Annotated in this window: 10 protein-coding genes; 7 read left to right on the top strand and 3 right to left on the bottom strand. The window is 68.9% G+C overall.

Going from position 1 to position 13,493, the window contains the following annotated elements:
- The first annotated feature begins 121 nt into the window (after positions 1-121).
- From CLV67_RS26280 to CLV67_RS26295, 4 genes are all read left to right on the top strand, one after another.
- The gene (locus CLV67_RS26280) at positions 122-1,486 is read left to right on the top strand and encodes a UDP-glucose dehydrogenase family protein (RefSeq protein WP_106322922.1); all 1,365 of its coding nucleotides are present in this window, start codon (positions 122-124) and stop codon (positions 1,484-1,486) included.
- Positions 1,487-1,853: 367 nt separating this feature from the next.
- A complete protein-coding gene (locus CLV67_RS26285) occupies positions 1,854-3,224 on the top strand; it encodes an ABC transporter substrate-binding protein (RefSeq protein WP_106322924.1) in 1,371 nt (456 codons plus the stop codon).
- 164 nt (positions 3,225-3,388) lie between these two features.
- Positions 3,389-4,324 (top strand): carbohydrate ABC transporter permease, encoded by a 936-nt coding sequence (locus CLV67_RS26290; protein ID WP_170154013.1) that lies wholly within the window; start codon positions 3,389-3,391, stop codon positions 4,322-4,324.
- Entirely contained in the window at positions 4,324-5,244 is a 921-nt protein-coding gene (locus tag CLV67_RS26295; RefSeq protein WP_106322928.1) for a carbohydrate ABC transporter permease, read from the top strand. Before CLV67_RS26290 ends, CLV67_RS26295 begins: the two co-directional genes overlap by 1 nt.
- A gap of 81 nt (positions 5,245-5,325) precedes the next feature.
- On the opposite strand, the gene CLV67_RS26300 is transcribed toward CLV67_RS26295, so the two are convergent.
- Both CLV67_RS26300 and CLV67_RS52745 read right to left on the bottom strand, forming a co-directional pair.
- Positions 5,326-6,993, bottom strand: coding sequence for a DHA2 family efflux MFS transporter permease subunit (locus CLV67_RS26300; RefSeq protein ID WP_106322930.1), 1,668 nt, complete (start codon positions 6,991-6,993; stop codon positions 5,326-5,328).
- A 365-nt stretch (positions 6,994-7,358) separates the two neighbouring features.
- Positions 7,359-8,189 carry an NAD(P)H-dependent oxidoreductase gene (locus CLV67_RS52745; RefSeq protein ID WP_203737284.1) on the bottom strand — a complete coding sequence of 277 codons (831 nt, stop codon included), beginning with the start codon at positions 8,187-8,189 and terminating at the stop codon, positions 7,359-7,361.
- Between the two features lie 63 nt (positions 8,190-8,252).
- On the opposite strand from CLV67_RS52745, the gene CLV67_RS26310 reads away from it, so the two are divergent.
- The gene (locus CLV67_RS26310) at positions 8,253-8,621 is read left to right on the top strand and encodes a MerR family transcriptional regulator (protein ID WP_106322932.1); all 369 of its coding nucleotides are present in this window, start codon (positions 8,253-8,255) and stop codon (positions 8,619-8,621) included.
- Between the two features lie 219 nt (positions 8,622-8,840).
- Here CLV67_RS26310 and CLV67_RS26315 read toward each other — a convergent pair whose 3' ends face one another.
- Positions 8,841-10,724 (bottom strand): zinc metalloprotease, encoded by a 1,884-nt coding sequence (locus CLV67_RS26315; protein ID WP_106322934.1) that lies wholly within the window; start codon positions 10,722-10,724, stop codon positions 8,841-8,843.
- A 94-nt stretch (positions 10,725-10,818) separates the two neighbouring features.
- Between CLV67_RS26315 and CLV67_RS26320 the strand changes: the two genes are divergently transcribed.
- The gene (locus CLV67_RS26320) at positions 10,819-11,577 is read left to right on the top strand and encodes an ABC transporter ATP-binding protein (protein ID WP_106322936.1); all 759 of its coding nucleotides are present in this window, start codon (positions 10,819-10,821) and stop codon (positions 11,575-11,577) included.
- A 32-nt stretch (positions 11,578-11,609) separates the two neighbouring features.
- Complete coding sequence (locus tag CLV67_RS26325; protein ID WP_106322938.1) at positions 11,610-13,463, top strand: hypothetical protein; 1,854 nt, start codon at positions 11,610-11,612, stop codon at positions 13,461-13,463.
- Positions 13,464-13,493 lie beyond the last annotated feature (30 nt).

The raw sequence follows: 13,493 nt of genomic DNA on the forward strand, positions 1-13,493 counted from the left end.
CGGAACACGCAGGTCGGCACCATCCGAGGCGCCGGCCGGCCGGCCCGGCGAGAGGCCGGTTGGGCCACGTGACGAATACGTGGCGTAACCGCGGGTACGGCATAGCGGTGGAGGAGATTGCATGAAGGTTTGCGTTATCGGTACCGGCTACGTCGGCCTGACCACGGGCGTCAGCCTGGCCTTCCTCGGCCATGAGGTGACCTGTGTCGACCTCGACCAGGCGAAGGTCGACATGCTGCGCGGCGGCAAGTGTCCGATCTACGAACCCGGGATGGAGGACCTGCTCGCCGAGGCGGCGCAGAACCTCACCTTCACCACCTCCTACGAGGAGGCCGTTCCCGGCGCCGACGTGGTGTTCGTGGCGGTGCAGACCCCGTCGGCCGAGGACGGCAGCCCCGACCTCCGCTACCTCCGCCGTGCCGCCGAGCTCGTCGCGCAGAGCCTGAACCACGACTTCACCGTGGTGGTCAACAAGTCCACCGTGCCGATCGGCAGCGGCAACTGGGTCGACGCCATCCTGCGCGACTCGTTCGAGCAGCGCGAGGACCGGCCCGGGGGCGTCGAGTTCGCCGTCGCGTCGAACCCGGAGTTCCTGCGTGAGGGCAACGCCATCGCCGACACCCTCTACCCGGACCGGATCGTCATCGGCTCGGACAACGCGCGCAGCCTCGAGGTGCTCAACCGCCTCTACCGGCCGATCATCAACCAGACCTTCACGCCGCCGAGCTTCCTGCCGCGGCCCGAGGACGCCAGTGCCGTCCCGCTGGTCTCCACCGACCTGGCCTCCGCCGAGCTGATCAAGTACGCGGCCAACGCGTTCCTGGCCCTGAAGATCAGCTACGCGAACGAGATCGGTCAGCTCGCCGCCAAGGTGGGCGCCGACATCACCGAGGTCGCCCGCGGCATGGGCCTGGACCAGCGGATCGGCTCGCGGTTCCTGCAGCCGGGCGTGGGCTGGGGCGGCTCCTGCTTCGGCAAGGACACCAAGGCGCTGATCGCCACCGCCTCCGAGTACAACCTCGACATGCCGATCGTGAAGGCCGCCCGCGAGGTCAACAGCCGGCAGCGGGCCATCGCCGTCGAGCGGCTGCAGGACGAGCTGCGGATCCTCAAGGGTCGCAAGATCGGCCTGCTCGGCCTGGCGTTCAAGCCGAACACCGACGACCTGCGTGACGCGCCGGCGCTGGACATCGCCAACTCGCTGCTCGCCCGGGGCGCCCGCGTGAAGCTGCACGACCCGGTGGCGACCAGCCGCTTCCGCGTCGAGCAGCCGGAGCTGTCGGCGTACCTCAGCGAGACCATCGACGACGTGTTCGCCGACTGCGACGCGGTCGTGCTGGTCACCGAGTGGGCGCAGTACCTCGAGCTGGACTGGGCGAAGTTCGTCGGCCTGATGCGCACCCCGATCCTGCTGGACGGGCGGCACGTGCTCGACGCCGACCGGATGCGCCGGCTGGGCTACCGCTACGTGGCCGTTTCCGGATAACCGCACGTCCTTCGGGATAACCGCACGTAGACGCACGTCAACCGCCGTGGCGGCCTCAGGGCCACCGCGGCGGTTCTTTTTGCGGGTCTGCGGGCTGTTCAGCAAAACCGCCTTACATCCTAGGCGACTTGCGGTTTAGTCCGGATAAATATGGACAAAGACCTGCAGGTCAGGTCGGCGGCCAGTAAGCTCTTCCGCCAATCTCCTTAACCGGTTAAGGTGCCGATGGGTCGCAGCGATATCGTTACCGACTCGATCGCGCTGAAATCATTGCGCAACTTGCTGGTTACCTCTTGACTGTTGGTCAAGAAGCGCTTCGGACGGCGGTGTCGAGAGACGCCGGAGGCGCTATGACATAGGGAGCGGTATGTTCGTTCAACGTGGGAGTTCGCGATCGCGGATCGCACTCGCCGGTGCCCTCAGCGCAGGTCTGGTTCTCAGCCTGAGCGCCTGCGCTGACGACAAGGAGCCGAGCGGCGGCACTGCCCCCGCCTCGTCGCTTGCACCCATCGACTGTGCGCCCTACACCGCGTTCGGTGACCTCAAGGGCAAGGAAGTCTCGATCTACACGGGCATCGTGACCCCGGAGGACACCCCGCAGAAGGAGTCCTACAAGCCCTTCGAGCAGTGCACCGGCATCACCATCAAGTACGAGGGTGACAAGTCCTTCGAGACCCAGGTGCTGATCCGCGCCGAGGCCGGCAACCCGCCGGACCTCGCGTACGTGCCGCAGCCCGGTCTGCTGCAGCGCCTCGTCGCCACCGGCAAGGCCGTCGAGGCCCCGACCGAGGTCGCCGCGAACGTCGACAAGGACTTCGGCGCCGACTGGAAGGCGTACGGCACGGTCGACGGCAAGTTCTACGCCGCGCCGCTGGGCGCCAACGTGAAGTCGCTGGTCTGGTACTCCCCCAAGGAGTTCAAGGACAACGGCTACCAGATCCCGCAGACGCTCGGCGAGCTCAAGACGCTGAGCGACAAGATCGCCGCGACCGGCAAGAAGCCGTGGTGCGCGGGTATCGCGTCCGGTGAGGCGACCGGCTGGCCGCTCACCGACTGGATGGAGGACTTCTTCCTCCGGCTCAACGGCCCCGAGGCCTACGACAAGTGGATCAAGCACGAGATCCCCTTCAACGGCCCCGAGGCGACCAAGGCTCTCGACGGCGTCGGTGAGTACCTGAAGAACGACAAGTACGTCAACGGTGGTCTCGGCGACGTGAAGAGCATCGCCGGCACCGAGTTCAAGGACGCCGGCCTGCCGATCCTCGACGGTGACTGCTCGCTGCACCGCCAGGCCAGCTTCTACGCCGCCAACTTCGACAAGAGCACGAAGGTGGCCGAGGACGGCGACGTCTACGCCTTCTACCTGCCGGGCGAGACCGCCGACAGCAAGCCGGTCCTCGGTGGTGGCGAGTTCGTTCTCGCCTTCGCGGACCGTCCCGAGGTCAAGGCGTTCCAGACCTACCTGTCCAGCTCCACCTGGGCGAACAACAAGGCGAAGGTCTCGTCGGGCTGGGTCAGCGCCAACAAGCAGCTCGACGTCGCCAACCTGGTGAACCCGATCGACGCCCTCTCCGCCAAGATCCTGCAGGACCCGAAGGCGACGTTCCGCTTCGACGCCTCCGACCTGATGCCCGCCGCCGTCGGCTCCAACGCCTTCTGGAAGCAGGGCACGAGCTGGATCACCGGTCAGGACACCAAGACCACCCTCACCAACATCGAGAACGCCTGGCCCAAGTGATCAGGTGACTGCACCGGGGCCGGTCGGGATCTTCATCCGACCGGCCCTGGCAGTCTGATCACTTTTGTTCTTCACTTAACCTCTCACAACCCCTCCGAACGTCTTGAGGAGGAACGGGCCGCGTGTTCACCACCGCCACCACCACGTCGCAGAAGATCCTGCAGATGTTCGCGGCGATCCTTCTGTTCGTCGCCGTCATCGGCCTGATCCTTTACATCGCGAGCCGGTTCACCGGTAAACGCGATCGCGCCATCGCCGCGCTCTACCTGGCCCCGACCGTGCTGATGCTCAGCGTCGGGTTGCTCTATCCCGGACTGCGGACCATCTACCAGTCGTTCTTCGACGCCTCACTGAAGAACTTCATCGGGTTCGACAACTACACGGCGATCCTCACCGACGCCGAACAGCTGACGGTCCTGCGCAACACCGCGTTCTGGGTACTGGTGACCCCGTTCCTGGCCACCGCCATCGGACTGATCTACGCGATCCTGGTCGACAAGGCCCGGATGGAGTCGTTCGCCAAGGCGCTGATCTTCCTGCCCATGTCGATCTCGTTCGTCGCGGCCGGCGTGATCTGGAAGTTCATGTACGAGTACCGGCCCGACCAGGGGTCGATCAAGCAGATCGGCCTGATCAACCAGATCATCGTCTGGCTCGGCGGGAAACCGATCCAGCTGCTCATCGAGTCGCCGCTGAACACGTTCCTGCTGATCGCGGTGATGGTCTGGATCCAGGCCGGCTTCGCGATGACCGTGCTGTCGGCGGCCATCAAGGCGATCCCGGACGACATCATCGAGGCGGCGCGTCTCGACGGCGTCGGCCCGCTCGGCATGTTCCGGTTCGTGACCCTGCCGGCGATCCGCCCGGCGGTCGTGGTGGTGCTGACGACCATCGCGATCGGCACCCTCAAGGTCTTCGACATCGTCCAGACCATGACCGGTGGCCGGTTCGACACCAGCGTCATCGCGAACGAGTTCTACAGCCAGACCTTCCGCAGCGACAACCGCGGCTTCGGCGCGGCACTCGCGGTGGTCCTGTTCATCCTCGTCATCCCGATCGTCGCGTACAACATCCGCCAGCTTCGCCGATCGGAGGCGTGATGACCACGGCAGCACCTCTCACCACCACGCCGGTGTCGAAGACCGAGGGCAAGAAGCTGTCCGCCGCGGCGACGGCCAAGAAGAAGCTCACCTCACCGTGGGCGTCGCTGGCCGCGGTCGTCATCGCGGTGCTCTGGACGATCCCGACGTTCGGTCTGCTGATCTCGTCGTTCCGCCCGGAGGACGCGATCAAGCGCACCGGCTGGTGGACGTTCTTCACCAACCCGCTGGTGACGTTCCAGAACTACGAGGCGGTCCTCGACCCGAACGAGGCGGGCGCCAACCTGCCGGCGTCGTTCCTGAACTCGCTGGTCATGACGATCCCGTCGGTGCTCATCCCGCTGTGCCTGGCGTCGCTCGCGGCGTACGCGTTCGCGTGGATGAACTTCCCGGGAAAGAACGTTCTGTTCATCGCGATCTTCGCGTTGCAGATCGTCCCGCTGCAGGTCACCCTCCTGCCGCTGCTTCAGCTGTTCGTCTCGTGGGACATCGACGGCACGTTCTGGACGGTGTGGTTGTCACACTCGACGTTCGCGCTGCCACTGGCGATCTATCTGTTGCACAACTTCATCAAGGAAGTCCCGTCCAGCCTCATCGAGGCCGCCCGGATCGACGGTGCGGGTCACGTGTCGATCTTCTTCCGGGTGCTGCTGCCGCTGCTCACCCCGGCACTGGCGGCGTTCGGCATCTTCCAGTTCCTGTGGGTGTGGAACGACCTGCTGGTCTCGCTGACGTTCGCCGGCTCTCCCGCGATCTCGCCGCTGACCGTGCAGTTGTCCAACCTCAGCGGCACGCGGGGCACCGCCTGGTACCTGCTGTCCGCCGGCGCGTTCATCTCGATCCTCGTGCCGGTCACGGTGTTCCTCCTGCTCCAGCGCTACTTCGTCCGCGGCCTGCTCGCGGGCAGCGTCAAGGGCTGACCTGCTCCATCAAAGGCCGCACCCTCCGCGGAGGGTGCGGCCTTTGCCGCGTCTAAGGGCGGCATTCCTCGACAAAGATCCTCATCCGGTACGTCCGGAGCGGTCCCGTCCGGAGCGGTCCCGCCCGGCGTCATCCCGCCCGGCGTCATCCCGTCCGGCGTCGTCCCGTCCGGCGTCGTCCCGTCCGGCGTCGTCCCGTCCGGCGTCATCCCGTCCGGAGCCGTCATGACCGGGCGATCGCAGTGATCGGAAGGCGATCAGCCAGCTCGCCGCCAGCAGGATTACCGGAAGCAGGTAGACCGCGCCGACCGCCGCCGCCAGCTCAGGGCGGAGAGCCTCCCGCGTGGCGATGTCGAGGCCCAGCATTCCGGCCACACCCCCGCCCTCCTCCGGCAGCCGCAGGGTGACCAGCACGCTCACCGTGACCGCGACGACGGCACCCGCGACCGCATTGGACAGCTGGGTAGCCAGGCCGAGCAGCGTCGTGCCGCGCGGTGTCTCGGCGTGGTCGAGGTCCCGCAGCGCGACCGTCATCGTCGGCATCAGCGTCGCCCCCGAGCCGGCGCTGAGCAGCACACTCGCCGCGGCGATCCACGGATACCCGGCGTCGGTGACCGTGGCTGCCAGCAGCGCCGCACCACCGACCGTGCCGAGAGCGGTACCGGTGAGCACGATCCGCCGCGCCGGGATCCGGTCGACGAGCCGGGTAGCCACCTGGGCAACGATCCCGACCACGATCGCCGACGGGAGCCCGAGCAGCCCGACGAAGCTCGCCGGATCACCCCGCACCCCTTGCACGAACAACGGCAGCACCGACATCGACCCGAAGTAGGCCGCAGCGAAGCACACCAGCACCCCGGCACCCGCACGAACCTGCCGGTGCCGCAGCAGTCGCAGGTCCACGAGCGGGTCGGCCACTCGCCGGGCACGCCACACGAATCCGGCGAGCATCCCCAGCCCGACGGCGAGCACCCCGAGAGCACCGGCATACGCCACCGCTCCCGATTGCACCGCCCCAGAATGCACCGCCCCTGAATGCACCGCGCCCGAGTCCGCCGGCCTGTCCATTGCCGTCGCACCGAGCACCACCAGGACCGCCCCACCGGACAACAGCACCAGCCCCGCCCAGTCCATCCCCCGACGCCCGTGCGGGTCGTCCCGGGAACGCGGGTCGTCCCGGGAACGCGGGTCGTTCGGCAGGAGGCGGGCGCAGAGCAGGACGGCCACGACGCCGATCGGAATGTTGATCAGGAAGATCCAGCGCCAGGACGCGGTGTCGATCAGCCAGCCGGCCAGCAGCGGGCCGATGACCGGGCCGATGATGAGCGGCAGGACCAGCAGGCTCATCAGGCGGCCGCGCGCGTTCCGGGGTGCGGCACGCAGCCCGATCGCCTGTCCCACCGGGTTGAGCAGGCCACCGCCCAGACCCTGCAGCACGCGGAAGACGGCCAGCGACGTGACGTCCCAGGCCAGTCCTGCCAGGGCGGAGAAGACGGTGAACACGGCCAGCGCGGTCAGATAGACGCGCCGGGCTCCGTACCGCTCCGACAGCCGCGCCGCCAGTGGGATCACGGCGACCAGCCCGAGCAGATACCCGGCCGTCGCCCACTGCGCGCCCGCGAGGGTGGCGTCCAGGCCGGAGACGATCGCCGGGACGGCCACCGTCGTCACGGTCGTGTCGATCACGACCATGAGGCCACCCACCGCGAGCGCCAGTCCGATCGCGCGGACCCGTGGTTCCAGCGGCACCCGGTCACGGTTCCCCTTCGCCGGTGTCAGCCCTGGATCTGCGGCGCCAGGCTCCGCGAACCTCGGGCCGGTCAGATCCGAATCGCCGCGATCCGGGCCAGCCAGATCCGGGCCAGCCAGATCCGGGCCAGCCAGATCCGGGCCAGCCAGATCCGGGCCAACCAGATCCGGGCCAACCAGATCCGAATCGCCCCGATCCGGGCCAGTCACATCCGGGCCAGCCAGATCCGGGCCAACCAGATCCGAATCGCCCCGATCCGGGCCAGTCACATCCGGGCCAGCCAGATCCGAATCGCCCCGATCCGGGCCAGTAACATCCGGGCCAGTCAGATCCGGGCCGGTAGCCGTATGCCGTGGAGGGCGGGTCATCGGGCGTAGGGGCGCTCGTGCCGGGCCGTCCGGAGCATGCTCGCCCACCAGGTCAGCTCGTGCAACGCCGCGTCGAAGGCCTCGGCGATGTCGGCCGGCGGGGTGTAGCCGGCAGGGCTCAGATCGGTCCACGGGCGGGACAGGCCGACGACCCGGCGGGTGGTGACGACATGCAGTTCGGCCAGGACGCCGCGGAGGTGCTCGGTGGCGAGCAGGCCGCCCTGCACGCCGTAGGACAGGACCGTCGCGGGCTTGAACATCCACTCCCGGTAGTGCCAGTCGATCAGGCGCTTGAGGCCCGCCGGGTAGCTGTGGTTGTACTCGGGCGTGACGAACACGAAGGCGTCCGCGGCGTCGATGCGGGCCGAGACCGCTGTGCCGGCACTGGCGCCCGGGCGCAGCAGACCGTCGTCGGGCAGGTCGGTTTCAGCACAGTCGATGAGGTCCACCTCGGCTTGGGAGGCATCGGCGCGGGCAGAGCCAGCGCTGCGAGAGCCGGCGCTGCGAGAGCCGGTATTGGACGCCCCGGTATTGGACGACCCGGTATTGGACGAGCCGGCATGGGACGAGCCGGCATGGGACGAGCCGGCATGGGACGAGCCGGTATGGGACGAGCCGGTATGGGACGAGCCGGTATCAGACGAGTCGGCGCGAGGAGAGTCGGCACCTGCTGGAGCGGCGCGGAAGGCGGCCCATTCGGCGATGGCTCGGCCCATCCGCTGGTCGCGGACGCTGGCGGCGATCACCGCGATCCGCAGCGGGTCGCCGGGCGCGCCCTCGCCTGTTCCGGGGACGGCGGGCAGGGCGGCGTACGTGGTATCAGTCATGCGCCCCAGACTCGGCGTTCAACATATGTTGAAGTCAAGCACGGCCCGGAGCACGATGGGGTCATGACCGTAGAGGCTCCTGCCACTTACACCCTGACCGTCGGCGAGGTTGCCGCCGCGAGCGGCGTCGCCACCTCGGCGGTGCGGTTCTATGAGCGGCACGGTGTCGTTCACGCCGAGCGCACCTCCGGTGACCAGCGCCGCTTCGACGACAGCGCGGCCTGCCGGATCCGGGTCGCCAAGGTCGCGCAACGGGTCGGGCTGACCGTACGGGAGATCGCCGACATCTTCGACGAGTTGCCACGCGATCCGCAGCCGCAGGACTGGGGCCGGGTCGCCGAAACCCTGATCCGGGAGGCGGAGGAGCGGACCGCGGCCCTGCGCGCCCACCTCGACGCGATGCGATCAGGTTCTCGTCTCTGCGAGCTGTGAGCGCCCGCACGACGAACGCCCGGGCAGCGCGACCCGCACGACGAACGCCCGGGCAGAACGCCCGGCCGGTGCAGGCACCGCACGGGGAACGCCCGGGTACTGAAGACTTGCACGGGGAACGGCCGGACGGACAAGGACGAGAGGGGAACGCGTAGCCGTACCGCAGAAAAGAGCCGGCCCCGGGAAGACCCGGAGCCGGCGGCATTGCGGTGATGGGGTTTAAGGCTGGCTACGCGGGCTGTCCGGAGCCAGGGTGTCGATGAACTCGTGCGGCTCGTGGACCTTGCTGCTGCTGCGGGCCGCGTCGGCCTCGGCCTTGAGAGTGGCCGCCACGCCTGCCTTGTCGACGCCGGGGATGGCGGCGACGGTGCCGTACGCCTTCTCGGAGAGGGCGTACGCGGCGCGGTAGTCATGGGCCGCGAACGCCTTCGACGCGCCGCCGAGCAGCTTGTCGGCGACCTTCAGCTGGAGCTTGCCCTTGCCGGCCGGGACCGTGGCGGCGAGGCGGTTCGCGGCCTCCCAGTAGGCGGCGGTGAGGAACCGGTCGCTGTTGTCGCGGTCGAACTGGCTGAAGTCCCAGTTGACGTCGATGTAGCTCATCATCGAGTTGTTCTCGTCGCCGGCGTTGACGAAGTAGAACTCGTTGCCCGGACCGTAGTCGACACCCGTGGCGCTGTCGTAGCCGTCGTGCGGGTGACTCATGCCCAGGTGGTGGCCGACCTCGTGGATCTGCGTGGTGGTCAGGCCGTACCCGGCTTCCACGATTTCCGGGGAGATGAACGAGAACACGTAGCTCTGGGTGCCGTCGACCCAGTTGTCGTCGGCGTAACCGAGACCGGGCGTCGGGATGCCCTCGTCGACCGCGTAGTTGAACAGCGGGATCTCGTAGTCGACCTTGCCCTGGTCGTCGAGGGCCCGATCCAGGTTCTCCCGGTTGTAGACGAACAGGTTGGCGGCGGCCGGGAAGTCGGTCTCCGGGTAGCACGGCTCGCCGGTGACGACCTGACCGAGGTAGCACTGCTCGGCCTTCGCGTCGTAGGGCAGATCCTGCGTGTCGTACGAGAACCGGTTGCGCCAGCGCAGTTCGGAGAGCTCAGCCTTCAGCAGCTGAGGCGTCGTGTACTGCTCGGACGCGTTGACACCGGCCCAGCCCTCGTAGGTGTTGTCGTCGATGTTGAGGGTGCGCGGCGGCTCCGGCGTGGGTAGCTCGACCGGGTACAGCGGCGACGAGGTGAAGAGCAGGTTCAGCGCCACGTAGCGGGTGATCTTGCCGAGGTCGCCGGCGAGGGCCGACGGGGCACGGTAGCCGCCCGCGGCGTACTCCCAGGTCGGCGGCATCCGGTAGTCCTCGACGCCGTCGCCGTCGAGGTCACGGTTGTCGACGTCGTAGTTGCTGGTCCAGGACTCCGGACCGGCCGACAGGTCGTGGAACCAGAGCCGGCGGGTGCTGCCGAGCCCGGTCTCCTCGTCGTTCGCGGTCGTGCCGCCCCACGCGATGATCTTCCGGCTGGCCCGCTGGACACCGAAGTCGTAGCCGGTGTCCGGGTCCGGCTCACCGGTCTTGGTGTAGACGTGGTGCTTGAAGTCCGACCGGCCGTACCAGTTGATGAAGAAGACGGTGTTGCGGCGCGTGTCCACACCGGACGGCGCGTTGTAGGCCAGCCACTTCTCCACGCTCGGCGCGTCGATCTCGTGGTTGCCGGCCACGTCCAGGATGTTGTTCTCCTGGTCGTTGTAGGCCTGCTGGAACGTCGTGAGCGCGGCCGGCTTGGCGAGTTTGCCGAGCTGCTTGAAGAATTTGTCCTCATAGCGCTTGTCGGCGTACGTGAGCTTGTAGTCGTACTTGTAGGTGATGCCGAGCTTCTCGGTCACGCCGTACCAGAGACGGGACCGGACCACCGGTTCGTACCCGCCCGCCAGCTCGCCCAGGAAGGCGCTCTTGGCGACCTGGTTCGGCTCGTAGCCGACGAACACCACGTTGACCGGCACCTTCTCGACGAGCCGCGGCTGTCCGCCCGGCTTGAGATAGCCGTACGACGGCGCGCCCGCGGCTGCGCCGGCGGGTCCCACCGACGCGCCGACGAGTACCGCGACGAGTCCCACGGTGAAAGATCTTCTCCAACCCATGTGGACACGCTGCCATCAACATAAGCCGATGGGAACCCCTGCTGGTCGACCATTGATTATCCTGACCGCCATGCCAGCGCCAGCATTGGAAATACGGGGACTTCGCAAGACTTTCGGAACGTTCCGGGCGGTGGACGGGATAGACCTGACGGTCCGCGCCGGCACCTTCCACGGGATCGTCGGACCGAACGGCGCAGGCAAGTCGACCACCATCGGCATGGCCGTCGGGCTCGTGGTCCCGGACGCTGGTGAGATCACCATCCTCGGCCACGACGCCGTCCGCGACCGGGCGGGCGCCCGCGCCGTGACCGGAGTTCTTCCCGACGGGCTCGACCTGCCGGAACGCCTCACCGGCGCGGAACTGCTGCGTTACAGCGCCGGCCTGCGTGGCCTGTCCCGGGCCGCGGCCGCCGAACGCGTCACCGAACTCATCGAGGTGCTCGGCCTGACCAAGGCGGCCGCCACCCCGCTCGCCGACTGCTCCACCGGCAACCGCAAGAAGGTCGGCCTCGCCCAGGCGCTGCTGCACGCGCCGCGACTTCTGGTGCTCGACGAGCCGTTCGAGGCGGTCGATCCGGTGTCGGCGGCGAGCATCCGGCGGGTGCTGCGCCGATTCGTCGACAGTGGAGGCACCGTCGTGCTGTCCACCCACTCGATGATGCTGGTCGAGCAGTCCTGCGACGACGTCACGGTCATCCATCAGGGCAGGGTCGTGGCCGCCGGCACGGTCGCCGAGGTCGCCGGCGGCATCCCGCTCGAAGACCGGTTCGTCGAGCTCGTCGGCGCCGAGACGAGCGGCACCGACGGACTGGCATGGCTCGTCAGATGAGCACGGCTCGTCAGATGAGCACGGCTGGTCGAATGAGCACGGTCGCCTTCACTCCGGCGCGGATGCGCGCGAGCATGTTCCAGCGCTCGCTGCGCGAGCATCCCGGTCCGGCGGTGGCCGGCCTCTGCGGTCTTCTCGCGGCCGGCTGGCTGATCAGATATGGGTTGTACGGGGATCAGCACACACTTTCGATCCTGGCGGGGACGTGGGTTCTCGGCTGGATCGTGCTGCCCCTGATGCTGGGCGGCGGCCGCGGCCGGGTCCGCCCGTCACACCTGCGCCTGGAGCCGGTCGGCATCCTGCCGGCGGCCTTCGGTCTGCTCGCCGCCTCGGCCGTCGGGATCGGCCCGCTCGTGTCGCTGATCGCACTGGTGTCGCTGCCGGTGCACGCGGCGCGACACGGCCCGGCCGCGGTCGTCGTCGCCGGGCTCGGCGCCCTGCTGCTGTGGCTGATCGGACTGATCGGGTCGGCGTTCGCGCTGGAGGCCATCGGTCACGCCGGTGGTCCCGTCGGCGCGATCGCGACCGGGGTGTTCACCGGCACCGTGATGGGTGTGTTCGGCTCGGTGTGGGCGGTCGCGCCGTGGATCACGGAGTTGCTCTCCGGCGCACCGGCTCACATCGTCCGGTGGCTTCCCTGGTTCCCCGGCAGCTGGCCGCTGGCCGCCGCCACCGGTCCGTCCGGGCGTGGGCTGCTGGTGATCGCCGGCCTGTTCGTGCTGGTGGGAGTGTTCGCGCTGGTGTACCTCGCGCTGGTCCGCCGCACCCTGGTGACCGGCTCGTCCTGGCGGCCGCGCCGTTCCGCCGCCGCTTCGGCATCCGCATCCCTGACCGCGACCTCCACGGCGTCTCCCTCCTCAGCCGCCGCGCGGCGGGTGCCCGGTGGCTGGTGGGGGCGGGGTCCGGTGTGGGCGGTCACCGGGCGGGAGCTGCGCACCTGGGGCCGGCATCCGCTACGGCTGCAGTACCTCGCGTTCGCCGTCGTCTACGGGACGCTGCTCGCCGGGCTGCCGATGCTGGCGAACGTGGACCTGCTCGTACCGTGGGCCGGTGTCCTGACCGCGCTGTGGGCGGCCGCCATGTCTGCCGGTCTGGTCGGACTGGACGGCACCGCGCTGTGGCTGCCTTTCACCACACCCGGCGGTGAACGTGCCGAGGTCCGCGGGCGAGGACTGGCATGGCTGCTCCTGGTGACACCGATCGCGGTGCTGCTCACGGTCGCCGCAGTCCTCGTCGCACCGGCGACCGATCCGCTGGCGGCGATCGCGGTGCTGCCGGCGGTGCTGGGAGCGGGCGCGACCGTGCCCGTGTGGGTCGCGCTGCTGAGGGTTCGCCCGGTCCCCGACCCGCGGCATCCGACGTCGGCCGACAACCCGACCGACATCATCAGCGTGCTCGTCGCCTCCGGTGCCGGTCTGCTGACCGCCGCGATCCCGATGGCGCTGATCATCTGGGGGCCGGACGATCTGCGATGGCTCGCGCCCGTGCTGGGACTCGCGGCCGGTGCCGCCGCCTGGTTCGGTGGCCTGTGGCTCGGCGACGACCGGCTCGCCAACCGCAGCGCCGAGGTGCTGACCGCGGCCGGCCGCCGGACCCGCGCGCCGGAGGCGGCGATCCCGTTGAAGTGGGACGCGGACTGGTACCGCGAGAACCGGGCCACCGCGTGGGCACTGGTCCTGCTGATGGCGGGCTGGATCCCGGTCGTCCCGCAGGGCCTGATGGTGCTGGTCTTCGACATCGGCGGCGGCTGGATCGTGGCCTCGCACTTCGCCGGTTCGGCCCGGACCGGCGTGGCCGTGGCGATGGTCGCCCTGGGCGGCGCGATGCTGCTGACCGGCCTGGTGCTGTGGGGCCGCCGTCCGCAGCCGGTGCCGGCCGCCACCTGAAGCGTCCGGGCCGGGCCGCCGCAAGAGGCA

It is taken from the genome of Actinoplanes italicus, assembly GCF_003001815.1.
Lineage (GTDB): Bacteria > Actinomycetota > Actinomycetes > Mycobacteriales > Micromonosporaceae > Actinoplanes > Actinoplanes italicus.